This window comes from Stenotrophomonas sp. YJH_SMC_36 (assembly GCF_059369935.1).
In genome coordinates, this window is sequence record NZ_JCAFTD010000007.1 from 208,676 (window position 1) to 234,852 (window position 26,177).

Consider the following 26,177-nt stretch of genomic DNA (forward strand, 5'->3'; position numbering starts at 1 on the left):
GAATCAGGGCGTATCCAACCACACCTGCGTCACGCCGCCAATGCAGAATGCGGACGGGAGGGGGACATCAGGCGACCCCTCTGTTTTCTTTTCTCTGGAGCAGGCGCATGAATGCATGGCGTTGCGGTGTGGCGATGGTCCTGGGTCTGGCGGCGCTCCCGGCGTGGGCGGCGATGAAGACCCAGCCGGTGGAGTGGACGCACCAGGGCACGACCTTCAGCGGGGTGCTGGTCTATGACGACGGGGACAGTGACAAGCGCCCCGGACTGGTGATGGTGCCGAACTGGAAGGGTGTGAACGAATCGGCGGTCGAGAAGGCCAAGCAGCTGGCCGGCGATGATTACGTGGTGCTGGTGGCCGATGTCTATGGCAAGGGTGTGCGGCCGAAGACCGATGCCGAGGCAGGGCCGGTCGCCACCGCGTTGCGCAACGACCGGCCGCTGCTGCGTGCGCGTGCGCTGGAGGCGGTGAATGTGCTCAAGGCACAGGCCGGCAAGGTGCCGCTGGATGCCAGCCGCATCGGTGCGGTCGGCTTCTGCTTCGGCGGTACCACCGTTCTGGAGCTGGCCCGCGCGGGCGCGCCGCTGGCCGGCGTGGTCAGCCTGCATGGTGGGCTGGGCTCGCCGCTGCCGGCGCAGGCCGGTGGAGCGCATCCCTCGGTGCTGGTACTCAATGGTGCCGATGACAGGAGCGTGACTGCGGCCGACATCGCCAGCTTCCAGAACGAGATGAATGCCGCCAAGGTCGACTGGGAATTCACCAACTACAGCGGCGCCGTGCATTGCTTTGCCGAGCGTGATGCCAACAATCCGCCGGGGTGCCAGTACAACGAACGGGCGGCGAAGCGCGCGTGGAAGGCACTGGATGAATTCTTCGAGGAGCGCTTCGAGAAGCGCTGAGGCACCGGGTTCGCCGGGCATGGCCCGGCGCTACCACAGCACACCGCTCACGCAGGGTGCAGCGGCATCAGGTAGCGCCGGGCCATGCCCGGCGAGCGCGGTCAATGCGTGCGCTGCACCGCGTAGCGGGCCAGTCCACGCAGAGCGGCGACGGCATCATTGTCGCCCAGCCCGTCGAGCGCACGCTCGGCGCGCTCTGCGTATTCCTCGGCCCGGCGACGACTGTAGTCCAGGCCGCCGGTGGCGTGGATCGCGGCCAGCACTTCCGGCATTGCCGACGCATCGCCTTCCTGCACGATGGTGCGCAGGCGCTCGCGGGTGGCGTCGTCGGAGCGGGCCATGGCATGGATCAGCGGCAGCGTTGCCTTGCCTTCGGCGAGGTCGTCGCCCAGATTCTTGCCCAGCTCCTCGGCGTTGGCCGAGTAATCCAGCACGTCATCGGCGATCTGGAAGGCGTAGCCCAGATGCATGCCGTAGTCGTACAGCGCCTGCTGGGTGGCTTCGTCCACGCCGCTGGCCAGCGCGCCCAGGCGGGTGCCGGCAGCGAACAGCACGGCGGTCTTGCGCTCGATCACGCGCAGGTAGGCCGCTTCGTCGGTATCCGGGTTATGCACGTGCAGCAGCTGCAGCACTTCGCCTTCGGCGATGCGATTGGTGGTGTCGGCCAGGATCCGCATCACCGGCATGCGGTCCAGCTCGACCATCAGCTGGAAACTGCGCGAGTACAGGAAGTCGCCAACCAGCACGCTCGGTGCGTTGCCCCACAGGGCATTGGCGGTGCTGCGGCCGCGCCGCAGGCTGGATTCGTCCACTACGTCATCGTGCAGCAGGGTGGAGGTGTGGATGAACTCGATGATCGCCGCCAGCTGGTGGTGCTCGGGGCCGGCATGGCCGACCGCATGACCGGCCAGCATCACCAGCATCGGCCGCAGGCGCTTGCCGCCGGCGGAAATGATGTGGTCCGCGATCTGGTTGATCAGCACGACGTCCGAGGACAGCCGGCGCCGGATCAGGGCGTCGACGGCGGCCATGTCGGCCGCAGCAAGCGACTGGATCTGGGGCAGGCCCAGGGCGGGGCGGGTGTCTTCGGTGATGGTCATGCGATCAGGCTTTCAGGCTCGTCGATGATTATAGGCGCTGCCCGTGAATTCGGGCGCAAACCGGCCTGCGGGTCTGATCGCCCCGGCCGTCCGTGACTGCCTGGCGTGAATACGTATGCAGGTGGCGCCATCCCCGGGGAGGCACCGCTAAGCTTGCGGGACTTGGTTTTCGGCCCGCTTCCGGCGGGTCCCGCATGCCCGGAGGGGGGCTGTCGATGTCGCACTATCCATGGTGGCGCGGAGCCGTCATCTACCAGATCTATCCGCGCAGTTTCCTTGACGCCAACGGCGACGGGGTCGGTGACCTGCCAGGGATCATCCAGCGCCTGGACCACATCGCCACGCTGGGTGTGGATGCCATCTGGATCTCGCCGTTCTTCAAGTCGCCGATGGCCGACTTCGGCTATGACATCGCCGATTACCGCGACGTCGACCCGCTGTTCGGCAGCCTGGAGGACTTCGACCGCCTGCTGGCCAAGGCCCACGGCCTGGGGCTGAAGGTGATGATCGACCAGGTCCTCAGCCATACCTCGATTGAGCACGCGTGGTTCCGCGAGAGCCGCCAGGATCGCAGCAATCCGAAGGCCGACTGGTACGTCTGGGCCGACCCGCGTGAGGACGGCACGCCGCCCAACAACTGGCTGTCGCTGTTCGGCGGCTGCGCCTGGCAGTGGGAACCGCGCCGCGAACAGTACTATCTGCACAATTTCCTGGTCGACCAGCCGGACCTGAACTTCCACAACCCTCAGGTGCAGCAGGCCACGCTGGACAACGTGCGGTTCTGGCTGGACCGTGGCGTGGATGGCTTCCGCCTGGATGCGATCAACTTCTGCTTCCATGACGCGCAGCTGCGCGACAACCCGGCCAAGCCCGCTGACAAGCGCGTTGGCCGAGGCTTCAGCCCGGACAACCCGTACGCATACCAGTACCACTACTTCAACAACACGCAGCCGGAGAACCTGCCGTTCCTGGAGCGGCTGCGCGCGCTGCTCGACCAGTACCCCGGTGCGGTCAGCCTGGGCGAGATCTCCTCGGAGGATTCGCTGGCCACCACCGCCGAGTACACCCGCGATGGCCGCCTGCACATGGGTTACAGCTTTGAACTGCTGGTGGACGACTACAGCGCGGCCTACATCCGCGAGACTGTCTCGCGCCTGGAAACCGCGATGAGTGAAGGCTGGCCGTGCTGGGCGGTGTCCAATCACGATGTGGAGCGCGCGGTCACCCGCTGGGGCGGCCATCCGGCCGATCCGCGCCTGGCGCGCATGCTGGTGGCGCTGCTGAGTTGCCTGCGCGGCTCGGTCTGCCTGTACCAGGGCGAGGAACTGGGCCTGGCCGAGGCCGAGGTGCCGTTCGAGGCGCTGCAGGATCCCTACGGCATCACCTTCTGGCCGAACTTCAAGGGCCGCGATGGCTGCCGCACTCCGATGCCGTGGACGGATGCGCCACTGGCCGGTTTCACTACCGGTCAGCCGTGGTTGCCGATTCCGGCCGGGCACCGGGCAGCGGCCGTCGCGGTGCAGGACGCTGACCCGCAGTCGGTGCTGGCGGCCTTCCGGGCATTCCTGGGCTGGCGTCGCCATCAGCCCGTCCTGCAGCATGGCAGCATCCGGTTCCTTGACAGCAGTGAGCCAGTGCTGCTGTTCGAGCGTATGCTTGCAGATGAAACCCTCCTGCTGGCCTTCAACCTGTCGGGCGAGGCGGTGACCCATCCGCTGCCGGCCGGCCGTTGGCAGCAGATGGATGTGCCGGGCCCGGATGCGGGCACGGTGCAGGGTGGCGAACTCCAGCTGCCGCCGCGTGCGGTGTTCTGCGCACGACGCAGCTGATCGATTTCTCCGGTGGCGGTACTTGCGGGGACGGGGCCGAAGCGCCCCGTCCCTTTTTTATGGGCCGTGCCGTGGCTGGCGGACCCCGCCCAAAAGAAAACCCGCTGCTTAGGCGCAGCGGGTTTCCGGTCATGCCTGCGGTCCTCGCCGCCGGGCATGGCCCGGCGCTACCGATGGAGCGGTTGCCGGGCAGCGTCCGGCATTCGATGGGCGGTTGCCGGCCTGGGGCCGGCATTGCCCGGTGAGGGTCAGAACTTGTAGTTCACGCCCAGCACGTAGGTGCGGCCCCACTCGATGTATTCCAGCGGGCGATCCTTGGTGCCGGCGTAGGTGCGGTACGGCTCGTTGGTCAGGTTGCTTCCCTGCAGCAGCAGGGTCAGCCCGCGCAGGGCGCTGCTGTCGCTGAAGGTGTAGCTGATCTGCGCATCGGTCACGTTCTCGCCCACCACATAACGCAGGGTGCGGTTGCCGTTGAAGTTGCCGATCTCACCGATGAAGTCCGAACGACGGCGCTGGCTCACGCGGGCCTCGAAACCATTGCGCTCGAAGTACGCGGTGAAGTTGTACACACGCTTGGACAGGCCCGGGAGGCTGATTGGATCGGTACCCACGCTGGAGGCGCTTTCCGGGTCGAGGATCTTGATGTCGCTGTCGTTGAACGTGGCACTGGCCTGCACGCCGAAGCCGCGCAGGCTGTCGGTGAGCATCTCCAGCGGGAACGAACCGGTCAGCTCGAGGCCGCGCAGGGTACCGCCCTCACCGTTCACCGGCGTGGAGAAGGTGCCGGTCGGCAGCACGGGCACCACCATGCCCGGCGGCGGCACGTAGTTGCCGAGCAGCCCGCTGAAGTCGTAGTTGTCCACCGACTGCGTGTAGACGTAGCTCTTCAGGTCCTTGTAGAAGATCGCCGCAGCGACGTAGGCCTTCTCGCCGAAGTACTTCTCATAGGACAGATCCAGCGCGGTGGCGCGCCACGGGTCCAGCCGCGGATTGCCGCCGCTGCCGCCGGGGCGGCCGGTGGAGGTATCCACGCCGAACTCCAGGCCGGCGCGCATCTGGTCCACGCGTGGGCGCGCGACCTGCTTGGCTGCCGCGAAGCGCAGGGTCTGTTCGTGCGGGAACATGAAGGCCAGATTCAGGCTCGGCAGCCAGTCGTTGTACTTGCGGCCGTCGGAGTAGGGCTGCACGTTGCTGCCGGCGGGCTGCGACGCGTCCCAGTAGCGGGAGTCCGAACTCTGATCGGTGCGCTGCATCTGCACGCCGATGTTGCCGCGCACGCCGACAACGCCGATGTCGGTGTTGATGTTCAGGCGCGCCCAGGCGGTGGTGATCTTCTCCTGCACCGTCCACGACTTGGGAATCAGGTAGTCCAGGTTGTCGACCGGATCGAAGGTCATGTAGCGGGCAACCGCCGCCGGCACGTTCCAGGCCGGGATGGTACCGAGGCCGGCAAAGCCCAGGTTCACCGGGTCGTACTGCAGGTCCGCCGCGATGTTGGCATCGCCCTGGGCACCGAGCAGGATGTTGCCCTCGGACTGGGTCTTGACCTTGCGGCGATCGGCATAGTTCACGCCGATGTCCAGGTCCGGTGCCCACGACGCCATCGCTTCGGGCAGGGCGATGGTCGCCGCCAGCTTGCCGCCCTTCAGGCGATCTTCCACCTTCGGCACCTTGCCGTAGCCGGACCCATAGATGGTGTTGGTCAGGAACAGGGAATCGGGATTGGAGTAGTTCAGCCCCGGGCTGATCTGCGAGAAGCCGTTCTGGCGGATCTGCACGCCGACCGTATCCAGCTGCGGCATGGGCGTGAGCTGCAGATTGTTCTCCAGGTTCAGCTCGTCACGCGTGGCCTTGGAGTAGTTCAGGTCGGCGACCAGCCTGACGCTGCCGAAGTTGAATTCGTTGTTCCAGCCGAACGCGTCGATCTTGTCCTTGCGCTTGTTGTACATGCCGCGCACCAGCGGGTACACGCCGCTGGCGGTACCGCCGGTGAAGGTGCCGTCGGCGTTGATCTGCGGATTGCTGATCAGCAGGCCCGGCAGGTAATTGCCGTTGTAGTTGCTGAGGTTCAGTTCGAACTGGTTGGCGGTGTCGATCTGCTCGGCTTCGGTGTGGAACGCATCGAAGGTGCTGCTCCAGCTGTTGTTGGGCCGGAACTGGATCGTGGCCATCACGCCATCGCGCTTGTTGTTGCCGGTACGGCGCAGCGCCTTGATGCCGTCGGAGAAATAGGTGCCTGCAGCAACGCCGGGACGTTTTCCGTCCGTGGTGTACTGGGTGGTCCACGGCTCGTACAGGCCGACCTGGTTTTCCTGGATCGGGTTGTCGCTGTGCGCGTAACCGATGGCGATGCCCAGGGTCTTGTCGAAGAACTGGTCGATGTAGCTGGCGCTGAAGCGGTTGCCGAACTCATCGACGTTGGCCGCATCGCCGAGCGAGCTCTTCTGCAGGCGCCCGCTGACGGCGATCACCCGGTCGGGGAAGCTGAGCGGACGGGCGGTCTGCATGTCGATGGTGCCCGACAGGCCCTGGCCGACCAGTGCCGCATCGGGCGTCTTGTACACCGTCACGCCGTTGACCAGCTCGGATGGATACTGGTCGAACTCGACGCCACGGTTGTCGCCGGTGCTGACGACCTCACGGCCGTTGAGCAGGGTGGTGGCGAAGTCCGGTGACAGGCCGCGCACGCTGATCACCTGTGCACGCCCGGCGACGCGCTGCGCGGCCAGGCCGGGCAGCCGCGAGATGGATTCGGCAATGCTGACGTCGGGCAGCTTGCCGATGTCCTCGGCGGAGATCGCTTCCACCACCGAGGTGGCGTCCTGCTTGATCGCGATCGCGTTCTCGATGCCGCGGCGGATACCGGTGACCTGCACCGTATCCAGGTTGGTGGCGGCGGTGCCGGCCGGCGTGGTGGTGCTCTGCGTGGTCTGTGCCGCCGCCAGTGACGGCGCCAGGACAACGGCCAGCGCGATGCTCAGCGCGCTGCGCTTGTGGTTCAACATTTTCCCCTCCCAGGCAATGTTGTTGTTCATTTCGAGGTCGTTCCGGCAACGCCGTGAACGTGCGACGCGGTGGCCGCTGTCGTCGCCGCTATGGTAGGCAGCGGGTTCTCCGCGGGAATCACCCTGCATACGTATTCAATGACGTTTGCAGGGTTGTAATCGCTTTCAGATCCCCGCCACGGTAGCGCCGGGCCATGCCCGGCGAACGTCACGCGGGGGCATTCATCACTCCAATGGCGTGAACCGAATGGCCTGCCCGCCGCCCGGCGCCAGCATCAGGGTCAGTGCATCGGCGCTGGTCACTTCACGCGTCTGCCGCGTGAACGCGAACGGATTGCTGCGGTAGTCCGCACCGTCGCCATCGCGATAGATTTCCGCGCGGTAGCGCACGCCCGGCTCCAGGAAGCCCAGCGACACCGGCAGCACGCGGCCATGCTCGTCGGTGATGCTGCCCAGGAACCAGTCACGGCTGTTGCGGTCGCGGCGCACGATCGTCACGTAGTCGCCCACTTCACCATCGAGCACGCGGCTCTGCTCCCAGTCCACCGCCACGTCTTCGATGAAGCGGAACGCCTCCCGATGCTGCAGGTAGTGTTCGGGCAGATCGGCGGCCATCTGGATCGGGCTGTACAGCACCACGTACAGCGCCAGCTGACGTGCCAGGGTACTGGGGATGGCCTGGCCGTGGCGGCCCTTCAGGCTGAGGATGCCGGGGGTGTAATCCATCGGTCCGGCCAGCATCCGGGTGAACACCAGATTGACTTCGTGTTCGGGCGGGTTCGGCGGCTGGCCCCAGGCGTTGTACTCCATGCCGCGCGCGCCTTCGCGGGAGATCCAGTTGGGATAGGTGCGGCGCAGGCCGGTGTCCTTGATCGGCTCGTGCGGATTCACCGACAGGTGCCGGCGCGCGGCTTCCTGCACGACATGCAGGTGGTGGCGCGCCATGAACTGGCCGTCGTGCCACTCTCGCCACAGCGGGCCACCCGACGGGTTGCGGCGGTCGACCTGGCCGTCGTCGCAGACGTAGCCGGTCTTGAACTGGTCCACGCCCAGCCGCGCATACAGGTCCAGCGCGGCGTCGAGCTGCGCCTCATAGTGTTCGATGGCACAGCCGGTTTCATGGTGGCCGATCAGGTGCACGCCCTTCTTCAGTCCATATGCCGAAAGCGCTTCAATGTCGAAATCGGGCGTGGCGCGAGTGAAGTCGAAGTCGTAGCCATTGCCCACCCACATGCCGTCCCAGCCGGGATTCCAGCCCTCCACCAGGACGCCACGGAAGCCGTGCGCGGCGGCGAAATCGATCACCTTCCTGGTCTTGGCGGTGGTCGCCGCATGCTTCGGTCCGGTCGCCCAGCTTTCGTTGTCCAGGTGCATCGACCACCACACGCCCAGGTACTTGGCCGGCTTCACCCAGCTCACATCGCCCAGTGCATTGGGCTCGTTGAGATTGAGGATCAGGTCGGACTCGACCAGGCCGCCGGCGCGGTCGGCGATCTGCAGCGTGCGCCAGGGCGTGACGAAGGGCAGGGCACGGCGCACCTTCCACCCTTCGGCCGAGGGCGAGAGCTGCGCGCGCAGGCGCTGGCCTTCGGTGCGGCGCAGCCACATGCCGGCGTAGTCCACCAGCGCAGCCTCATGGATCGCAACGTGCAGGCCATCGCGGCTGCGCAGCGTCATCGGCGTGTGCACCAGCGGCACTTCGCGCAGCGGGGTACGCTGGTACAGGTACTCGTAATGGATCGGTTCGCCAGCCGGAATCCACCAAGCGGTAGAATCCTGTGCGACGGCAAACTCGGTCAGCTCGTCGTCGATGATCGCTTCGCGCAGGTTCGGTTGCTCAGGGAACACATAGCGGAAGCCCAGGCCGTCGTCGTAGACGCGGAACACCACATCCAGCCGGCGCTTGCTGCCGGTGGTTTCGGCCAGCTGCACGGTCAGCTCGTTGAAGTGGTTGCGGGTGAGGCGGCGTTCCCCCCACGGCTGTTCCCACGTCTCATCGACGCTGCGTCGTTGCTGCCCGAGCAGGATGAAATCCCGGTCCAGGCGGCCATCGCGCAGTTCGAAGCCAAGCCTGGAATCCTCCACCACGGCTTCACCGAAGCGCTCCACCCGGTAGCGGGCGGTGCCGCCGTCCAGCACCAGGCTGACCTTGAGCACGCCGCCGGGCGATTGGACGCTGGTGATCTGCGGGGCGGCCTGCGCCAGCGTGGCCAGGCCCAGCAGCGCAACGCCCATGATTCGCGCGAACACCGCACGTACAACACTGGATGACATCGGCATTTCCCCTCCCAAGGCGCCGTTGGCAGACCCGGACCATAAGCCAGCCCGGCGGGCGTACTGCCGCGTCGGTGCATGAATACGTATGCAGCTGGACGCAGGCGACAGCCCCGCGTCTACCATGGGCCCAAGGCACCTTGAGGGAGGCGCCGCGCCCGCGCGCCGGTCACGGCTGCGCGGACCTATAAACGGTGCAGAGAGGGAGGGAGGTCGACGGGCGCAAGCCGGTCTGCCGCTTCGATGCTGAAGATCATTTGCCTGACCGCTGCCCTGGGGGCAGCGCTGGGGACGACCGCGCATGCGGCCGACCTGGAATTCGACGGCCGCCATGCGCGTGCCGAAGCGGCTGCCAGGGGCAGCTTCGTGCTGCACACGCCGAACGGCGCTGTGCCGATTGCCGCCGCGCCGATGCGCAGCCAGACCGGAAGCGTGATGTTCGACGCGCTGTTCGCGCTGGCCCAGCAGGAGATGGCGCAGGACCGGGTCGATGCGATCCGCGACCCCGCCTTTGACGAAGGGCGGCCGGTGCCATGCGACTGCTTCCAGACCGGCGCCCGCTGGCCCTACGTGTGGACCCGCGATGTCAGCTTCGCCGCCGACCTGGCGTTGGCGCGGCTGGATCCGCAGCGCACGCGTCAGTCGTTGCAGTTCAAGTTGTCGGCTGCCCGCGATGGGCGCACGCCCGGCCTGTTCGTCGCGCAGGATACCGGCTCCGGCGGCAGCTGGCCGATCAGCAGCGACCGTGTGGTGTGGTTCCTGGCCGCACGCCACCTGCTGGATGATCCTGCTTTTGCCGAACAGGTCTGGCAGGCGCTGCAGGGCACGCTGGCGCAGGACCGGGCGATGGTGTTCGACCCACAGATGGGCCTCTATCGCGGCGAAACCTCGTTCCTCGACTGGCGTGAACAGACGTATCCGGACTGGACCCGGGAGAACGTGCGCTTCATCGGTGATTCCTACGCGCTGTCCACCAACGTCCTGCACTACCAGGCACTGCGGCTGGCAGAGCAGATGGCCGCGCAGCGGGGCGATGATCGCCGTGCGCAGTACAAGGCGTGGGCCGATGAACTGGCGGTACGGATCGATGCGCGCTTCTGGCGCGACGACATGGGCCAGTACATGAGCTACATCGGTGAGGCGGCGCATCCGGTGCCCTACGCCAAGGTCGACCTGCTGGGCCTGTCGCTGGGCATCCTGGCCGACGTGCTGCCCGAGGCGCGGGCGCGCCGCGCGCTGGCGAACTACCCGATGGGGCCGGCCGGCAGCCCGGTGGTGTGGCCACAGGAAGCCCAGCAGCCGATCTACCACAGCCGTGCGATCTGGCCGTTCGTCAGTGCGTATTCGCTGCGTGCTGCGCGACAGCTGGACGACGCGCCGCGCATCGCCGCCGAGATCCGCTCGCTGATGCAGGGGGCGGCACTGGCTGGTTCCAACATGGAAAACTACGAGCTGGCCAGCCAGGCCGTGCATGTGGACGAAGGCGCGCTGAGCGGGCCGGTGGTCAATTCAGAGCGCCAGCTGTGGTCGGTGGCGGGCTATCTGGCCATGGTCACCGAAGGCGTGTTCGGCGTGCAGGACGATGGCCGCGTGCAGCCCAAGCTGCCGGCCGCGCTGGTGCCGGAACTGTTCGGCACACATCCCCGTATCACGTTGGAAGCCAACGGCAAGCGCTATGTGCTGGAGCGCCCGCAGAACGTGGGCGATGGCCTGCTGGTGGCCGGCAGAACCACCATGCGTGGCAGCACCACCACGGTGCAGCTGGTCGCCGCCCCGGCGGCAACCGGTTTCGCTGTCACGACCGCGGATGCCAACGTGCGTGCGCCGGCCACGCCGGTTGCGCCGCAGGCCCTGCGCAAGGGCGCGGGCTGGAACGTTCCGGTGGCAGCCGATCAGGTGCTGTGGAAGGACGGCAAGGCGGTCACCGACAGCAACGGCGTGGCGCGCATCAGCGACGATGGCCTACAGCATTGCCTCAGCCTGACCCGGCGCGAAGGCACGTTGGAATCGCTGCACAGCCCGATGCTCTGCGTCGGTCCGCAGCAGGTGCTGAAGGGCGAGGAACGCTGGCAGTTCACCTCGGCCAAGGCCGGGCAGGTGCGCCTGCGCCTGCAGTACCGCAACCCCAACGGGCCGATCAACACCGGCGTCACGGCTGCGGTCAAGCAGCTGGTGCTGCAGTGCCCGGGCCAGCCATTGCAGCGGCATACGGTTGCGATGCCGCACAGCGTGGCCGTGCAGGACTCGACCTCGGCAACGTTCGCTGTGCCCAAGGGGCCGTGCACGGTCGTGCTTGAAGAAGGCTTCAACATGAGCGCGCTGCAGCATTTCGCGCACTACACCGGCGGAAAGGGCGGGCGCGAAGGCGTGCTCAACCAGGCGCAGGTGAAGGCGCTGACGCTGGCGCTGGTCGCCACGGCGGAGGACGCACGATGAACCGCCCTGCCAAACCGCAGCTGTCGTTCTGGCAGATCTGGAACATGTGTTTCGGCTTCCTCGGCATCCAGTTCGGTTTTGCCCTGCAGAACGCCAACGCCAGCCGCATCTTCGAGACGCTTGGCGCGGACATGGAGTCGGTGCCCGGGCTGTGGATCGCCGCACCGTTGACCGGCCTGCTGGTGCAACCGGTGATCGGTTATCTCTCCGACCGCACGTGGACGCGCTGGGGCCGGCGTCGCCCGTTCTTCATGATCGGTGCGGTGCTGACCACGCTGGCCCTGCTGGTCATGCCCAACTCGCCTGCGTTGTGGATCGCGGCGGGCACGTTGTGGGTGCTGGATGCTTCGATCAACGTATCAATGGAGCCGTTCCGGGCCTTCGTGGGCGACCAGCTGGCACCGCGCCAGCGACCGGCCGGTTACGCGATGCAGAGCTTCTTCATCGGTGTCGGTGCCATCGTTGCCAGCTTCCTGCCGTTCATCCTGGCCCACTTCGGCGTGGCCAACACAGCCGCTGCCGGCGAGGTGCCGGATACGGTGCGCTATGCGTTCTATTTCGGTGCGGCAGTGCTGCTGGCGGCGATCACCTGGACCGTGGTCAGTACCCGCGAGTATTCACCGGCAGAACTGGCCGGGTTCGATGACGCCGAGCCGCCGGCGCACCATGCCGCCACCGCTGCGAGTGGCCCCGCACCGTGGGCGCAGGTGGCGTTGTGGCTGGGGGCGGGCGTGCTGCTGGCCGCTGTGATCGCCGCGCGCCAGGGCGACAGGATGCTCTATGTGCTGGCGGGTCTCTGCGCGGGCTATGGTGTGCTTCTTGCGCTGGCCCGTACGCTGCCGCAGGCGCACATGCTGGCGGCGATCGTGGGTGATCTGCGGGCGATGCCGGTGACCATGCGCCGGTTGGCCTGGGTGCAGTTCTTCTCGTGGTTTGCGTTGTTTGCGATGTGGATCTACACCACCGCAGCGGTGGCCGGCACGCATTTCGGCTCCACCGACCCGCAGTCGGCGGCGTACAACGAGGGTGCCAACTGGGTCGGTGTGCTGTTCGGCGCCTATAACGGCTTCGCCGCACTGGCCGCCTTGCTGATCCCGCCGATGGTGCGCGCCATCGGCCTGCGCTGGAGCCACTTGGTGAACCTCTGGCTCGGCGGGCTGGGCCTGATCTCGCTGATGTTCATCAAGGATCCCACCTGGCTGCTGCTGTCCATGGTCGGCGTCGGCTTCGCCTGGGCCTCGATCCTGTCGCTGCCGTACGCCCTGCTGTCCGACAGCGTGCCGGCGGCGAAGATGGGCATCTACATGGGCCTGTTCAATTTCTTCATCGTCATTCCGCAGCTGGTCGCGGCCAGCGCGCTGGGCTTCGCACTGCGCGAGTGGCTGGGCGGAAATCCCCTGCACGTGCTGGTGCTGGGTGGAGTGAGTCTGTTCATTGCCGGGCTGTGCGTGCTTCGCGTGCCGGCCCATCAGGAGAGTGCGTGATGCATGTGTATTCCAGAATGTCGCTGGGGCTGTCGCTGGCCCTGCTCGCCACGGCGGTACAGGCCGCATCGCGCCCGGACTACGTGGGCACGCTCGAACCGTTCGCCAGCGATGCCGTGTACTTCGTGGTGACCGATCGTTTCGTCAACGGTGATCCGTCCAACGATCATCGCGATCAGGGGGGCAGCCACCGCACGTTCGACATTCCAGTGCCCTGCCCGGACAAGGTGGACGGCAACATCGGCTACCTCGGCGGCGACTTCAGGGGCGTGCTCGACAACGCCGACTACATCCGTCAGCTCGGCTTCGGTGCGGTGTGGATCACGCCGATCGTCGACAATCCGGATGAGGCGTTCACCGGCAGCAAGCCGATCAGCTGCACCAGCACGCTGACCGACCGCGGCAAGACCGGCTACCACGGTTACTGGGGCATCAACTTCTACAAACTCGACGAGCACCTGCCCAGCAAGGACCTGGACTTTGCAGGCCTGACCAAGGGCCTGCATGGTGCCGGCCTGAAGGTGGTGCTGGACATCGTCGGCAACCACGGTTCGCCGGCCTGGACCATGCCGACGCGGCAGCCGCAGTTCGGCCAGATCTTCGACAAGGATGGAAAGCTGATCGCCGACCACCAGAACCTGCCCCCGCAGAAGCTGGATCCAAAGCACAACCCGCTGCATGCGTTCTACAACACCATCGGTCCGGTCGACAGCAAGGAAGGCTCGATCTTCGATGGCAACCTGGCCGAGCTGTCCGACTTCAACCAGAACAACCCGGCGGTGATGGACTACCTCGTCGGCGCGTACCTGCAGTGGACCGCGCAGGGCGTGGACGCACTGCGCATCGATACCATCGGCTGGCTGCCGCACCCGTGGTGGCACGAGTTCGTGAACCGCATCCGTGCCGAGCATCCGGACATGTTCATGTTCGGCGAGGCCTTCGATTACGACGCCAGCAGGATTGCCGAGCACACCTGGCCGCGCAACGCCAATGTGAGCGTGCTCGACTTCCCGCTGCGTGGCGCGCTGGAACAGACCTTCGGTACCGCCGGCAAGGGCTTCGAGACGCTGGACGAGCCGCTGCACCTGACCGGCGGCCCCTATGCCAATCCGTACGAGCTGATGAGCTTCTACGACAACCACGACATGCCACGCCTGCAGGCCAGCGACAACGGTTTCATCGACGCACACAACTGGCTGTTCACCGCCCGTGGCATCCCGGTGGTCTACTACGGCTCGGAAACCGGCTTCATGCGGGGCCGCGCCGAGCATGCCGGCAACCGTGCCTACTTCGGCCAGGCACGGGTGGATGCCGCACCGCAGAGCCCGATCTTCGCGCCACTGCGGCGCATCGCCCAGCTGCGCCAGGCCACCCCGGCGCTGCAGCGCGGCCTGCAGGTGAACGAGCGCCTGCGTGGCAATGAGGCGGTGTTCTTCCGTGTGCTGCAGCAGGGGGATGTGGCACAGACCGCACTGGTGCTGTTGAACAAGGGCGACAAGGCGACGGTTTTCCAGGTGGAGCGCTACCTGCAGGCGGGCCGCTGGCGCGACGCGCTGGACGGCGGTTCGTTGCAGGTGGATGCCTCCCTGAAGGCCGAAGTGCCCGCGCATGGCGTGAAGGTGTACGTGCTGGATGCCTCCGTGCAGCAGCCAGCGCTGCAGGCAGAGCTGAACAGGGCGATGGCCGACCAGAAGGCTCGGGACCAGCGTCTGGGACGGTGAGGGCGCCGCCGGGCATGGCCCGGCGCTACCGCTCTGGTGGGTGCCAACCTCGGTTGGCACTCCCGCTCTGGTGGGTGCCAACCTGGGTTGGCACGCTCTTCGAGCAGGCTCGACCCTACAATAGGCACCCCTCACGCCGCGCCGTACCGCCATGTCCGACCTCGCCCCGCAGACCCCGATCGAAACCCTGCTGAAGGCGGCGATGGACGGGGCGGTGCCGATCCGCGCCTTCATGGAGGCCTTCGTCGCCTCCGAGGTGCTGCTGCTGACCGGCAGCCTGGTCACCCCCGACGGCAGCGGCTTCGACCCACTGCTGTTCGACAAGCAGGGCACGCTGCACGTGGCCGTGTTCACCGACCCATCGCGGGTGGGCATCTACAGCCAGCAGGCCGAACACCAGATCCGCTGGCTGATGCTGGACGTGCTGCGCCGCGTGCCGGGTGGCTACGGCGTGGTGATCAACCCGGGTACCTCGCTGGGCTTCGAGATTTCGCCCAGCGGCGTTGGCGAGATCCTGAAGGATTTCGCCCAGGGCTGAGGCCACCCGACGGGGCCGCCCACCTGCGGGCCTTGCGGCACCCGGTCCGGTGCCCGCAGGCCGGGTTCACTGCGTAGTCCGGTCCGATCACGTCCGCTGTTTCAGCCGCGCAGCGATGATTCCCGCACCACCAGCTTCACCGGGATGCTCTGGCTCTCCACCGGCTGCCGGCTGATCGAGGCCAGCAGCCGTTCCACCAGCAGCTGCCCGGCCTGCTTGGTGTCCTGCTGCACGGTGGTCAATGCCGGCGATACAGATGCGGCCAGCGGGATGTCATCGAACCCGGTGACCGCCACGTCCTGCGGCACCCGCAGCCCTGCCTCGCGCAGTGCACGGATCGCACCGATGGCGATCAGGTCGCTGGCGGCGCAGATCGCATCGATGTGTTCGCCTCGCGCGAGCAGCGCCTGGCAGGCTTCCTGGCCGGACGCTTCGGTGGTGATGGCATCGTGCTGCAGGGCCGGTTCGGCATGCAGCCCGTGATCGCGCAGGGCTGCCACGTGACCGCGGTAGCGCTCCTCGAATTCCGGGTAATGGCTGGAGGCGTGGCCGAGGAAGGCAATGCGCCGGCAGCCCTGCTGCAGAAGATGGGTGGTGATGTCGTGCCCGCCCTGGAAGTTGTCGCTGCCGATCGATACCCCGGGCTGGCCGGGCAGGGCCGCACCCCAGCGCACGAAGTGGGTGCCCTGTTCGACCAGCCGCTGCAGGCGGTCGCGCGATTCGTGGTAGTCGCCATAGCCCAGCAGGATGATGCCGTCGGCCTTGTTGCTGTCCTCGTAGTCGGCCTGCCAGTCGGTCGACAGCTGCTGGAACGACACCAGCAGATCCTGCCCGTGCAGCGCGCAGGCGCGGGTGATCGAACCCAGCATCGAGTGGAAGAACGGGTTGATCAGCGAATCGTCGTTGGTCGGGTCCTCGAAGAACAGCAGGGCCAGCGTGCCGGCATTGCGCAGGCGCAGGCTGGAGGCGTTCTTGTCCACCTTGTAGTTCAGCTCGCGGGCGATGCGCAGGATGCGTTCTCGGGTCTCCGCATTGACCATCGGGCTGCCGCGCAGGGCCCGCGACACCGTCGGCTGGGAGACGCCGGCCAGATGGGCGATGTCCAGGGAGGTGGCTTTGCCTTTGATGGTCATGGGGGAAGCGCGCGAACGAATGAGTAGATGCCCCGGCATGATGCCATGGGGGCGCCATCGCAGCGCCGGCCGTCACTGCGGCCGGCCGCGCCGGGATGTCCGGCCCGGATGGCTAAGTCATTGCCTTACAAGGATTTCAGTAGGATCTTTCGGTGTCATTCGTCGCTTCCGGCCGGGCACGGAGCGGCGGCAGTGCTAAGATGCGGTGTTCTTGCATTCCCCCAAATTCATCGGGGGCGGCCCAGTGTCCTGCACCCCCGGCCGGGGCTGTGCTATCACTGGTCGACTGCCCCTGGACAACGGACGAAGGTACCTATGGCGCGCGGCATCAATAAAGTCATCCTGGTCGGCAATCTCGGCAACGACCCGGACGTGAAGTACACCCAGAGCGGCATGGCGATCACCCGCATCAGCCTGGCCACCACCAGCGTCCGCAAGGACAAGGATGGCAACCAGCAGGAACGCACCGAATGGCACCGCGTGGTGTTCTTCGGCAAGCTCGGCGAGATCGCCGGCGAGTACCTGCGCAAGGGCAGCTCGGTCTACGTCGAAGGCAGCCTGCGTTACGACAAGTACACCGGCCAGGACGGCGTGGAGAAGTACTCCACCGATATCGTCGCCGATGAGATGCAGATGCTGGGCGGCCGCGGTGAAGGCGGTGGTGGCGGTGGCGGCAACTACGGCGGTGATCGTCCGCAGCGCCAGCAGGCACCGCGCCAGGAGTACGGCGGTGGTGGTGGCCAGCGTGGTGGACAGGGCGGTGGCTATGGCAACCAGGGCGGCAACCAGGGTGGCGGTTACGGCAACCAGGGCGGCAACCCGCGCCCGCAGCCGCAGCAGTCGGCGCCGCCGATGGACGATTTTGCTGACGACGACATTCCGTTCTGATCGGACGCGCGTCCGCAGGAAACAGAAAGCCCCGCCGATGCGGGGCTTTTCTTTTTTCCACGGCAGGCCGGCGTTGTGCCGCGCAGCATGGATTTTTCGTGCACCGCGTCTTGCAAAAAAAAGAATTCCTCCCTTATGGTGCAATCGATTGCATTGCTGTGAATCGTTGCGTTTGATACCGGTTGGGAGGCCGGCAGATGGATGTCCATCCATTCGATCGGACCGGCATCGGGGCTTACGCGGCGCGATGCGTTGCGCATGGCGTTCGCTGGCGGCCTTGGCCTGGCTGCGGCAGCCGCGCTGCCCTCGTTCGCCGCCCAGGCCCCACTCAAGGGCAACCTGAAGCATTCCGTCGCCCGCTGGACGTTCCCGCAGCAGTCGGTCGCCCAGCTCTGCCAGACGGTGAAGGATATCGGCTTCGCCGCCATCGATCTGGTGGGACCGGCGGACTGGCCCACACTGAAGGCGCATGGCGTCTACAGCTCCATGTGCAACGGCGCCGAGATCAGCCTGACCAAAGGCTTTGCCGGCCGCCAGTATCACGATGCACTGGTGGAGCGCTACGCGCGGCACATCGATCTGGTGGCCGATGCCGGCTACCGCAACCTCATCTGCTTCTCCGGCAATCGTGACGGCATGGATCCGCGGGAAGGCCTGGAGAATGCCGAAGCCGGGCTGAAGCGCATCCTCGGCCATGCCGAGAAGCGTGGTGTCGTGCTGGTGATGGAGCTGCTGAACTCCAGGGTCGATCATCCCGATTACCTGTGCGATCACTCCGCGTGGGGCGTCGAGCTGTGCCAGCGGCTCGGATCGGACAATTTCGGCCTGCTGTACGACATCTATCACATGCAGATCATGGAGGGCGACATCATCGCCACCATCGGCAGGCATCACCGCTTCTTCAAGCACTACCACACCGCAGGTGTGCCAGGCCGGCACGAGATCGGTGACCAGCAGGAACTGCATTATCCGGCCATCTGTCGCGCGATCCGCGACACCGGCTTCGAGGGGTATCTGGCGCAGGAGTTCATGCCTGCGGCACCCGATCCCGTCGGCTCGCTGCGCGAGGCGATCCGCCTCTGCGACGTCTGAAACGATATCCACCCAGGTGAAGTAGACCCATGGCAGACAATCATTACGACGCCATCGTTGTTGGCTCGGGAATCAGTGGCGGTTGGGCGGCGAAGGAACTGACCGAGAAGGGCCTGAAGGTCCTGATGCTGGAACGCGGGCGCAACATCGAGCACGTCAAGGACTACGTCAATGCGATGAAGGAGGCGTGGGATTTCCCGCACCGCAACCGGCCGACACAGGCGATGAAGGCCGCCTTCCCCGTATTGATGCGCGACTACGGCCTGGCCGAGAACCTGGAAGGGATGTGGGCCAATGAGCAGGAGTCACCGTACACCGAGACCAAGCGCTTCGACTGGTTCCGTGGCTACCACGTAGGCGGCCGTTCGCTGATGTGGGGGCGGCAGAGCTACCGCTTCTCCGACCTGGATTTCGAAGCCAACCTCAAGGACGGCATCGCTACTGACTGGCCGATCCGCTACGCCGACATCGCCCCCTGGTACGACCATGTGGAGAAGTTCGCCGGTATCGCCGGTACGCGCGAAGGACTGGACGTGCTGCCGGACGGTGAATTTCTGCCGCCGATCCCGCTGAACATCGTCGAGAAGGATGTGGCCGCGCGGATCAGGAAGGCGTTTGGCGGAACGCGGCACATGATCCACTCGCGTACCGCCAACATCACCCAGCCCATGCCCGAGCAGGGGCGCGTGAACTGCCAGTACCGCAACAAGTGCATCCTGGGCTGTCCCTTCGGTGCCTACTTCTCGACCCAGGCGGCGACGCTGCCGGCGGCGATGAAAACGGGCAATCTGACATTGCGGCCCTTCTCGATCGTCAAGGAAGTGCTGTACGACAAGGACCGCAAGCGCGCGCGCGGTGTGGAGGTCATCGATGCCGAGACCGGGTTGACCTATCAGTACACGGCCAAGGTCATTTTCCTCAACGCATCCTCCTTCAACTCGACCTGGATGCTGATGAACTCGGCCACCGATGTCTGGGAGGGCGGGCTGGGGTCGTCATCCGGCGAGCTGGGGCACAACGTGATGGACCATCATTTTGGTGCCGGTGCCTCCGGCCGGGTCGAGGGTTACGACGACAAGTACTACTTCGGTCGCCGCCCCTGCGGCTTCTACATTCCGCGCTTCCGCAACGTCGCTGCGGACAAGCGCAGCTACCTGCGCGGATTCGGCTACCAGGGCGGTGCCAGCCGCACCGGGTGGTCGCGCGAGATCGCCGAGCTGAACATCGGTGCCGACCTGAAGGAGGCCCTGACCCTGCCGGGCGACTGGCGCATCGGCATGACCGGATTCGGCGAGATGCTGCCGCACCACGACAACACGATCCGCCTGGATCCACAGCGCAAGGACAAGTGGGGGCTGCCGGTGCTGGCGATGGACGTTTCGATGCGCTCGAACGAACTGGCGATGCGCAAGGACATGGCGGCCGACGCTGCCGAGATGCTGGAGGCAGCCGGCGTCAAGGACGTGGAGATGCACGACAACGACTACGCCCCGGGCAAGGGCATCCATGAAATGGGCACGGCCCGCATGGGCCGCGATCGCAGAAGCTCCGTGCTCAACCAGCACAATCAGGTCTGGGATGCGCCGAATGTCTATGTGACTGATGGCGCCTGCATGACCTCCAGCGCGTGCGTGAATCCATCGCTGACGTACATGGCGCTGACGGCACGGGCCGCCGACCATGCCGTACGCGAACTGAAAGCGGGGAACCTGTGATGGACCGTCGCGAACTGTTGAAGATGATCGTCGCCGCCACCGGCGCGGCCATGGTGGGCCTGCCCGCACTGGCCGCAGGGCAGAGCGCGACGACAGGATCGAAGGCCGCGTTCTCTGCCGCTGACATCAGCATGCTGGACGAGATCGCTGAAACCATCCTGCCGCGAACCACAACGCCGGGCGCGAAGGATGCCGGCGCGGGCCCGTTCATGGCGCTGTTCGTCACCGATTGCTACACCCCCCGGCAGCAGGCGATATTCCGCGCCGGCCTGGTCGATATCGACAAGCGAGCCGGTGGCCGCTTCGTGTCGCTCCCCTCGCAGGCCCGCAGCGAACTGTTGCGCACCCTGGATGCGGAAGCCCGGGCGCACGTCGTCGAGGTCACCGAGACCGGTACCGCCGAAGAGGGGGAGGCAGCGCCGCACTACTTCACGATGATCAAGCAGCTGGTCATCTTCGGCTTCTTCACCTCGAAGGTCGGTGCGACCGAAGTGCTGAAGTACGTTGCGGTGCCGGGTCGCTATGACGGCGATCTTGCCTATATGCCCGGCACGCCGGCGTGGGGGACCAGCTGATGGACCTCCGCGCCTCGACCCTCCACCTTGATCCGGAAGCACGATGAACCGACCTCTCCTGACAGTGGCCTGCCTGCTGGGCACCGCACCCGTGTTCGCGCAGGACGGCGGTGACCCTGCGCGCGATCCGGCGAAGACCGAGGTGTGGACGCCGGTTCCCGCGGTCGTGGCGACGCCACCGGGCCGCGCGCCCTCCGATGCGATCGTGCTGTTCGATGGCAAGGATCTGTCGCGCTGGGAGTCGGAGCAGGGCGGACCCGTGCCCTGGACCGTCGCCGATGGCGCGCTGACCGTGGTGCCCGGCAGCAAGGGCATCCGCACCAGGCAGCGCTTCTGCGACGTCCAGCTGCATGTCGAGTGGCGCACGCCCACCGCGACCGCCGGCTTCGACGGCCAGCACCGCGGCAACAGTGGCATTTTCCTGCAGGAGGTGTACGAACTGCAGGTGCTCGACAGCTACAACAACCCGACGTATGCCAACGGCCAGGCCGGATCGATGTACAAGCAGGCCATTCCGTTGGTGAATGCCTCGCGTGCGCCCGGCGAGTGGCAGGCCTACGACATCATCTGGAAGGCCCCGCGCTTCTCGGCAGGCGGCGGACTCACCTCGCCGGCCCGCATCACCGTGCTGCACAACGGTGTGCTGGTGCAGGACGACACGGTGCTCGCGGGCAAGACCGAGTACATCGGCGCGCCTTCCTACGCGCCGCATGCCTGTGCGCCGCTGTACCTGCAGGAGCACGACTCCAAGGTGAGCTACCGCAACATCTGGGTGCGCGAGCTGTAGCGCACCCTCATGCCTACTTCGCCAGGTAGCTGGCGATGTTGTCGATCTCCTGCTGCGACAGCTGCGGGAAGGGGGGCATCAAGCCGCCGCCCTGCTTGATCTTGTCCTTGATCTGCGCAGGCTGAAGCCGTTTGCTGACGTCGGTGAGCGCAGGGAACGTCGGTGGCACGCCGGCGCGCTCCGCACCGTGGCAGGCCACGCAGTGCGTTGCGTAGAGCTGCGCTCCGGCAGCAGGGTCTTCCTTGCACCACGCCGCAGCGGCCAGCAGGGTGCCGCACAGCGCGACAGTCACTTTCAGAATCGTTTTCAAGCTGGGCTCCTTCGCGGGCTAGCGCTGTGCACCGGCAGGCACGCGGGCAGTCAGGTGTTCACGCAGATAGTCCGCACCGGTGCGGATGACGGTGGCTGGATCGCGGGGTTGGTCATGCTCGAGGATGTACCACTGCGCGCCGGCCGTGGCGGCGGCGGGCAGGATCGCTTTCCAGTCCAGGACGCCCTGGCCCACGGCGGCGAAGCCGCCTTCATCCTCAGCCTGGCCCTTCGGGGCATTGTCCTTGGCGTGCACCGCGAACAGGCGGCCTTTGAATCGGCCCAGCATCACCACCGGGTCATGGCCGGCCCGTGCGACCCAGGCCAGGTCCAGCTCGGTCTGCAGATCGGGGCCGGCCGCAGCGAACAGCAGTTCCAGTCCGGTCGTGCCATTGAAGTCGACCAGCTCGAAGTCGTGGTTGTGATAGGCCAGGCGCATGCCCTTGGCACGGGCCTGCTTCGAGAGCTGGCCCAGTTCCTTGCCCAGCGCCGTCCAGCCGGCAGCGTCGGTGGGGCGGTCTTTCTCGGCCAGATAGGGCACTACCAGCGTGGTGTTGCCGATGGCCCGGTTGAAGGCGACCACGCCATCCAGGTCACTGCGCAGATCGGCCAGTTGCGTGTGCGAGGAAATCGCCTTGATCGAATACTTGTCGAGCAGCTGCTTGAGTTCGGCAGCGCTGACATTCTGCGTACCGACTGTTTCCACGGCGCGCACGCCGGCGTCGTGGACGATCTTCAGCTGCTGGTCGAGCGAGCCGGCATTGCGCAACGTGTACATCTGCACCGCGATGGGCGTGTGCAGGTCGGTGGCATCGCGCGCGAAGGCGGGCAGGGCAACGAGCAGCAGCAGTGCAAGGCTTGCGGTCCTGCGGATACGGATGTTCATCAGGCAGTCCTCCGGGAATTCAATCGATGGCCGTCCAGGCACGTGACCTGGCGGATGCGATGACGCGTGTGACGATCCGCGCCGAGCGCAGGCCGTCATCGAAGGTGGGCAGGCCCTCCGGCTGCTCGCCCGCAATGGCACGGTAGGTGTCGGCGACAAACGCCTCGAAGCAGTTGCCGTAGCCCTGCGCGTGTCCGGCCGGCAAGACCGACAATCTGCGTTGTTCGGCGCTGCCGGCACCGGGCCCGCGCACGAAGCTATCCTCGCGCTGGTCGGGCCGGCCGATCCACAGCCGCTCGGCATCTTCCTGGTTGAAGGCCACGCTGGCCCTGGCGCCGTCAATCTCGAACCACAGCCGGTTGTGGCGTCCGGCCGAAACCTGGCTGACCGTCAACGAGGCGAGCGTACCCGCACTCGTGCGCAACATCGCCGTGGCCACATCCTCGCTGGAAACAGCCTGCGTCGTGCCGCCGGCGGCCGGCGTGGTGAAGCTCTGCCCGGTGACCGCGCCGCGCTCGGCGATGACGGTGGCGAACGCGGCACTGACCTCGGCGAAGCGTTCGCCGCTGACCCATTCCACAAGGTCGCACCAGTGCGAGCCGATATCGGCGAACACGCGCGAGGTGCCGCCCAGCGAGGGGTCGACACGCCAGTTGTTGCTGGCCGGATCCAGCAGCCAGTCCTGCAGGTAGCTGCCGTGGATCAGGTGCAGTGGCCCCAGCTCGCCCTGCGCGATGCGTGCGCGTGCCTCGCGGACCACCGGGTGATAGCGGTAGACGAAGGGGACCGTAGCGACCAGACCGGTCCTGGCGGCCAACGCGGCCAATGCCTGGGCGTCGTCCAGGGTGGTGGCCAGTGGCTTCTCGCAGATCACGTGCTTGCCGGCTTCCAGCGCGGCCTGCGCCATGGCGCGGTGCAGATGGTTGGGCGTGCACACATGCACGACCTGCACCTGCGGATCGCTGACCACCTCCTCGATATCGCGGTAGGCATGCGCGACGTTCCACGCCTGCGCCACCTCCTGTGCGCGCTGCGGGGAAGAGGCCGCCACGCCGCGGACCTCGGCCCCGGCCAGCAGTGCCGCGCGGCGATGCACCGCACCGATCATGCCCGTGCCGACGATGGCGATTCCAAGCTTGGACATCCGATGGGTTCCTCAGGGTGCGGTGGGAGCGGGCGCGACAGCGGGGCGGTCGCGGAACAGCAGCAGGAAGGCGATCAGCACCACCAGTGCGACGCCGGCCGGGAACAGCCAGATCTGCTGCCAGTCCGGACCCGCCGCCGTGGTGAAGTGCTCCACCACCGCACCGGACAGGAACGTGCCGATCAGCATGCCTACGCCGTACGTCGCCAGGGTGATGAAGCCCTGCGCGCTGCTGCGCGCGTCGGGGCCGGCGTGTGCGTCGGTGTAGATCTGGCCGGTGACGAAGAAGAAGTCGTAGCAGATGCCGTGCAGCACGATGCCGATCACCAGCAGGGAGAACGCACCGCCCGCATCGCCGAAGGCGAACATGGCATAGCGCACCACCCACGCGGCCATGCCCACCGCCAGCATCGTCTTGACCCCCAGGCGGACGAACAGGAACGGCATGGCCAGCATCAGCAGCACTTCCGAGACCTGGCCCAGCGACTGCAGCCCGGCTGCGCCGCGCACGCCCAGGTCGTTGAGATACGGATTGGTGAAGTTGTAGTAGAACGCCAACGGAATGCAGATGGCGATGGAGGCGAGGAAGAACACCAGGTAGGAGCGCGACTTCAGCAGCCGCAGCGAGTCCAGGCCCAGGATCTGCCCCAGTCCCGCATCGCGCTGCCTGGCCAGCGGCGGTGTGTGCGGCAGGGTGAAGGCATACAGACCCAGGGCCAGCGACGCCATCGCCGCCATGCGGAAGGTCAGTTCGAGCCGATGCGCCTGCTCCCAGCCCAGCCAGCCGATCAGCACGCCGGCCACGATCCAGCCGACACTGCCGGCCACGCGCACCAGCGGGAACTGCTTCTCAGGCGACTGCATATGGCGCATCGCCACGCTGTTGGCCAGGGCCAGCGTCGGCATGAAAAGCAGCATGTAACCCATGACACAAGCGAAGAACGTGTTGAAGTCCGTCGCCGTGGATGCGAACCACATCAGCACCGCACCGGCCAGGTGCAGCACTCCGAGAATGCGCTGCGCCGCAAAGTAGCGATCGGCTATCAGGCCGACCAGGAACGGGGCGACGATGGCACCGATGGACTGGCTGAGGAAGGCGGTGGCCACCTGGCTGGCGCTGGCCTGCAGCGGGCCCTGCACCAGATACGTCCCCAGGGTCACGAACCACGCGCCCCAGATGAAGAACTGCAGGAACATCATCGCGCCCAAGCGCGACATGGCGTGCGTCATGGCTTGCCCTCCCGGGGCGGTAGTGGCTCAGAGTCCCAGCATGCGGCGCAGTGATTCCGGCGGCGTGCCGCTGCCGGCGAAGTCGTCGAAGGCATGTTCGGTCACGCGGATGATGTGGTCACGGACGAAGGCGGCTCCCTCGCGTGCGCCGTCCTCCGGGTGCTTCAGGCAGCACTCCCACTCCACGACCGCCCAGCCCGGGAAATCGTACTGCGCGAACTTGGAGAAGATCGCCTTGAAGTCGATCTGGCCGTCGCCGAGCGAGCGGAAGCGCCCCGGCCGGTCGATCCAGTCCTGGTAACCGCCATAGACGCCGCTGCGCGCGCTGGGCCGGAATTCCGCGTCCTTGACGTGGAAGATGCCGATGCGATCGTGATACCGGTCGATGAAGCCCAGGTAGTCGATCTGCTGCAGCAGCAGATGGCTGGGGTCGTACAGCATCTTCGCGCGTGGGTGGTGGTCCACCACATCGAGGAAGCGCTCGAAGGTGGCACCGTCGTGCAGATCCTCGCCCGGGTGGATCTCGAAGCACAGGTCCACGCCGCTGGCGTCGAACGCCTCCAGGATGGGACGCCAGCGCCGGCCGAGTTCGGCGAAGGCTTCTTCCACCAGTCCCGGTGGGCGTTGCGGCCAGGGATAGAAGTAGGGCCAGGCCAGCGCGCCGGAGAACGTGGCATGCGCGGTCAATCCCAGGCGTTGGCTGGCGCGGGCGGCCAGCTTCAACTGTTCCACCGCCCAGGCTTGGCGCGCGGCGGGGTTGCCGCGCTTATCCACCGGCGCGAAGCCGTCAAACAGGCTGTCGTAGGCGGGGTGGACGGCGACCAGCTGTCCCTGCAGATGGGTGGACAGCTCGGTGATCTGCAGGCCATGGTCGGCCAGCATGCCGCTGATGTCGTCGCAGTACGCCTGGCTGCGCGCGGCCTCGGCCAGATCGAACAGATGCGGCGCGTTCGTCGGCACTTGTACGCCACAATAGCCCAGGCCCGCAGCCCAGCCGGCCAGCGTGTCCAGCCGATCAAAAGGAGGTGTTTCGCTGATGAACTGCGCCAGGAACAGCGCCGGACCCTTGAGCGTCTTCAACGTGGTTCGCCCGCGATGCAATCGATTGCATTACCCTAGCAGGGTCTCCCGC

At 66.5% G+C, this 26,177-nt stretch carries 20 protein-coding genes; 11 read left to right on the forward strand and 9 right to left on the reverse strand.

The genetic code is table 11. From position 1 onward, the window contains the following. Nucleotides 1-107: 107 nt before the first annotated feature. The gene (locus AC5P76_RS15095; RefSeq protein WP_053516673.1) at nucleotides 108-899 is read left to right on the forward strand and encodes a dienelactone hydrolase family protein; all 792 of its coding nucleotides are present in this window, start codon (nucleotides 108-110) and stop codon (nucleotides 897-899) included. A gap of 101 nt (nucleotides 900-1,000) precedes the next feature. Here AC5P76_RS15095 and AC5P76_RS15100 read toward each other — a convergent pair whose 3' ends face one another. Next, complete coding sequence (locus AC5P76_RS15100; protein WP_253118913.1) at nucleotides 1,001-1,999, reverse strand: polyprenyl synthetase family protein; 999 nt, start codon at nucleotides 1,997-1,999, stop codon at nucleotides 1,001-1,003. A gap of 215 nt (nucleotides 2,000-2,214) precedes the next feature. On the opposite strand from AC5P76_RS15100, the gene AC5P76_RS15105 reads away from it, so the two are divergent. Beyond that, entirely contained in the window at nucleotides 2,215-3,828 is a 1,614-nt protein-coding gene (locus AC5P76_RS15105) for an alpha-glucosidase family protein (protein WP_065182403.1), read from the forward strand. Nucleotides 3,829-4,076: 248 nt separating this feature from the next. On the opposite strand, the gene AC5P76_RS15110 is transcribed toward AC5P76_RS15105, so the two are convergent. Together AC5P76_RS15110 and AC5P76_RS15115 are read right to left on the reverse strand one after the other, a co-directional pair. After that, nucleotides 4,077-6,833 carry a TonB-dependent receptor gene (locus AC5P76_RS15110; RefSeq protein WP_253118915.1) on the reverse strand — a complete coding sequence of 919 codons (2,757 nt, stop codon included), beginning with the start codon at nucleotides 6,831-6,833 and terminating at the stop codon, nucleotides 4,077-4,079. 225 nt (nucleotides 6,834-7,058) lie between these two features. Further along, nucleotides 7,059-9,113 carry a glycoside hydrolase family 97 protein gene (locus AC5P76_RS15115; RefSeq protein WP_253118916.1) on the reverse strand — a complete coding sequence of 685 codons (2,055 nt, stop codon included), beginning with the start codon at nucleotides 9,111-9,113 and terminating at the stop codon, nucleotides 7,059-7,061. 237 nt (nucleotides 9,114-9,350) lie between these two features. Between AC5P76_RS15115 and AC5P76_RS15120 the strand changes: the two genes are divergently transcribed. From AC5P76_RS15120 to AC5P76_RS15135, 4 genes are all read left to right on the forward strand, one after another. After that, the gene (locus AC5P76_RS15120; RefSeq protein WP_495222787.1) at nucleotides 9,351-11,543 is read left to right on the forward strand and encodes a glucosidase family protein; all 2,193 of its coding nucleotides are present in this window, start codon (nucleotides 9,351-9,353) and stop codon (nucleotides 11,541-11,543) included. Beyond that, nucleotides 11,540-13,027, forward strand: coding sequence for an MFS transporter (locus AC5P76_RS15125; RefSeq protein ID WP_253118920.1), 1,488 nt, complete (start codon nucleotides 11,540-11,542; stop codon nucleotides 13,025-13,027). The genes AC5P76_RS15120 and AC5P76_RS15125 overlap by 4 nt, the downstream gene beginning before the upstream one ends. Then, the gene (locus tag AC5P76_RS15130) at nucleotides 13,027-14,748 is read left to right on the forward strand and encodes an alpha-amylase family glycosyl hydrolase (RefSeq protein WP_262917949.1); all 1,722 of its coding nucleotides are present in this window, start codon (nucleotides 13,027-13,029) and stop codon (nucleotides 14,746-14,748) included. Before AC5P76_RS15125 ends, AC5P76_RS15130 begins: the two co-directional genes overlap by 1 nt. 151 nt (nucleotides 14,749-14,899) lie before the next feature. After that, a complete protein-coding gene (locus tag AC5P76_RS15135) occupies nucleotides 14,900-15,286 on the forward strand; it encodes an SseB family protein (RefSeq protein ID WP_164151766.1) in 387 nt (128 codons plus the stop codon). Nucleotides 15,287-15,387: 101 nt separating this feature from the next. Here AC5P76_RS15135 and AC5P76_RS15140 read toward each other — a convergent pair whose 3' ends face one another. Then, nucleotides 15,388-16,419: a LacI family DNA-binding transcriptional regulator gene (locus AC5P76_RS15140; RefSeq protein WP_253118922.1), complete on the reverse strand. Its 1,032-nt coding sequence runs from the start codon at nucleotides 16,417-16,419 to the stop codon at nucleotides 15,388-15,390. 315 nt (nucleotides 16,420-16,734) lie between these two features. On the opposite strand from AC5P76_RS15140, the gene AC5P76_RS15145 reads away from it, so the two are divergent. From AC5P76_RS15145 to AC5P76_RS15165, 5 genes are all read left to right on the forward strand, one after another. Further along, entirely contained in the window at nucleotides 16,735-17,307 is a 573-nt protein-coding gene (locus AC5P76_RS15145; RefSeq protein ID WP_065182396.1) for a single-stranded DNA-binding protein, read from the forward strand. 201 nt (nucleotides 17,308-17,508) lie between these two features. After that, entirely contained in the window at nucleotides 17,509-18,399 is an 891-nt protein-coding gene (locus AC5P76_RS15150; protein WP_180875414.1) for a hydroxypyruvate isomerase family protein, read from the forward strand. 29 nt (nucleotides 18,400-18,428) lie between these two features. Next, on the forward strand, nucleotides 18,429-20,114 hold the full coding sequence (locus AC5P76_RS15155) for a GMC oxidoreductase (protein WP_164151768.1): 1,686 nt from the start codon (nucleotides 18,429-18,431) through the stop codon (nucleotides 20,112-20,114). Then, nucleotides 20,114-20,689 (forward strand): gluconate 2-dehydrogenase subunit 3 family protein, encoded by a 576-nt coding sequence (locus tag AC5P76_RS15160; protein ID WP_253118923.1) that lies wholly within the window; start codon nucleotides 20,114-20,116, stop codon nucleotides 20,687-20,689. Before AC5P76_RS15155 ends, AC5P76_RS15160 begins: the two co-directional genes overlap by 1 nt. A 43-nt stretch (nucleotides 20,690-20,732) precedes the next feature. Then, nucleotides 20,733-21,476 carry a 3-keto-disaccharide hydrolase gene (locus AC5P76_RS15165; protein WP_053516690.1) on the forward strand — a complete coding sequence of 248 codons (744 nt, stop codon included), beginning with the start codon at nucleotides 20,733-20,735 and terminating at the stop codon, nucleotides 21,474-21,476. 13 nt (nucleotides 21,477-21,489) lie between these two features. On the opposite strand, the gene AC5P76_RS15170 is transcribed toward AC5P76_RS15165, so the two are convergent. The 5 genes from AC5P76_RS15170 to AC5P76_RS15190 are packed head-to-tail and all read right to left on the reverse strand — an operon-like array spanning nucleotide 21,490 to nucleotide 26,125. Continuing rightward, entirely contained in the window at nucleotides 21,490-21,786 is a 297-nt protein-coding gene (locus AC5P76_RS15170; protein ID WP_053516691.1) for a c-type cytochrome, read from the reverse strand. 18 nt (nucleotides 21,787-21,804) lie between these two features. After that, the gene (locus AC5P76_RS15175; protein ID WP_253118925.1) at nucleotides 21,805-22,671 is read right to left on the reverse strand and encodes a sugar phosphate isomerase/epimerase family protein; all 867 of its coding nucleotides are present in this window, start codon (nucleotides 22,669-22,671) and stop codon (nucleotides 21,805-21,807) included. Between the two features lie 19 nt (nucleotides 22,672-22,690). Next, entirely contained in the window at nucleotides 22,691-23,815 is a 1,125-nt protein-coding gene (locus AC5P76_RS15180) for a Gfo/Idh/MocA family protein (RefSeq protein WP_111186024.1), read from the reverse strand. 12 nt (nucleotides 23,816-23,827) lie between these two features. After that, nucleotides 23,828-25,045, reverse strand: a complete 1,218-nt coding sequence (locus tag AC5P76_RS15185; protein ID WP_053516695.1) for a nucleoside permease — start codon at nucleotides 25,043-25,045, stop codon at nucleotides 23,828-23,830. A 27-nt stretch (nucleotides 25,046-25,072) separates the two neighbouring features. Beyond that, nucleotides 25,073-26,125, reverse strand: a complete 1,053-nt coding sequence (locus tag AC5P76_RS15190; RefSeq protein WP_197600821.1) for a sugar phosphate isomerase/epimerase family protein — start codon at nucleotides 26,123-26,125, stop codon at nucleotides 25,073-25,075. Between the last annotated feature and the right edge of the window lie 52 nt (nucleotides 26,126-26,177).

Coding starts and splice junctions, on each gene's coding strand:
- AC5P76_RS15120 (WP_495222787.1), top strand. CDS start 9,351: ATGCTGAAGATCATTTGCCTGACCGCTGCCCTGGGGGCAGCGCTGGGG.
- AC5P76_RS15140 (WP_253118922.1), bottom strand. CDS start 16,419: ATGACCATCAAAGGCAAAGCCACCTCCCTGGACATCGCCCATCTGGCC.
- AC5P76_RS15155 (WP_164151768.1), top strand. CDS start 18,429: ATGGCAGACAATCATTACGACGCCATCGTTGTTGGCTCGGGAATCAGT.
- AC5P76_RS15135 (WP_164151766.1), top strand. CDS start 14,900: ATGTCCGACCTCGCCCCGCAGACCCCGATCGAAACCCTGCTGAAGGCG.
- AC5P76_RS15150 (WP_180875414.1), top strand. CDS start 17,509: ATGTCCATCCATTCGATCGGACCGGCATCGGGGCTTACGCGGCGCGAT.
- AC5P76_RS15105 (WP_065182403.1), top strand. CDS start 2,215: ATGTCGCACTATCCATGGTGGCGCGGAGCCGTCATCTACCAGATCTAT.
- AC5P76_RS15110 (WP_253118915.1), bottom strand. CDS start 6,833: ATGTTGAACCACAAGCGCAGCGCGCTGAGCATCGCGCTGGCCGTTGTC.
- AC5P76_RS15160 (WP_253118923.1), top strand. CDS start 20,114: ATGGACCGTCGCGAACTGTTGAAGATGATCGTCGCCGCCACCGGCGCG.
- AC5P76_RS15180 (WP_111186024.1), bottom strand. CDS start 23,815: ATGTCCAAGCTTGGAATCGCCATCGTCGGCACGGGCATGATCGGTGCG.
- AC5P76_RS15175 (WP_253118925.1), bottom strand. CDS start 22,671: ATGAACATCCGTATCCGCAGGACCGCAAGCCTTGCACTGCTGCTGCTC.
- AC5P76_RS15145 (WP_065182396.1), top strand. CDS start 16,735: ATGGCGCGCGGCATCAATAAAGTCATCCTGGTCGGCAATCTCGGCAAC.
- AC5P76_RS15095 (WP_053516673.1), top strand. CDS start 108: ATGAATGCATGGCGTTGCGGTGTGGCGATGGTCCTGGGTCTGGCGGCG.
- AC5P76_RS15165 (WP_053516690.1), top strand. CDS start 20,733: ATGAACCGACCTCTCCTGACAGTGGCCTGCCTGCTGGGCACCGCACCC.
- AC5P76_RS15185 (WP_053516695.1), bottom strand. CDS start 25,045: ATGACGCACGCCATGTCGCGCTTGGGCGCGATGATGTTCCTGCAGTTC.
- AC5P76_RS15125 (WP_253118920.1), top strand. CDS start 11,540: ATGAACCGCCCTGCCAAACCGCAGCTGTCGTTCTGGCAGATCTGGAAC.
- AC5P76_RS15100 (WP_253118913.1), bottom strand. CDS start 1,999: ATGACCATCACCGAAGACACCCGCCCCGCCCTGGGCCTGCCCCAGATC.
- AC5P76_RS15115 (WP_253118916.1), bottom strand. CDS start 9,113: ATGCCGATGTCATCCAGTGTTGTACGTGCGGTGTTCGCGCGAATCATG.
- AC5P76_RS15130 (WP_262917949.1), top strand. CDS start 13,027: ATGCATGTGTATTCCAGAATGTCGCTGGGGCTGTCGCTGGCCCTGCTC.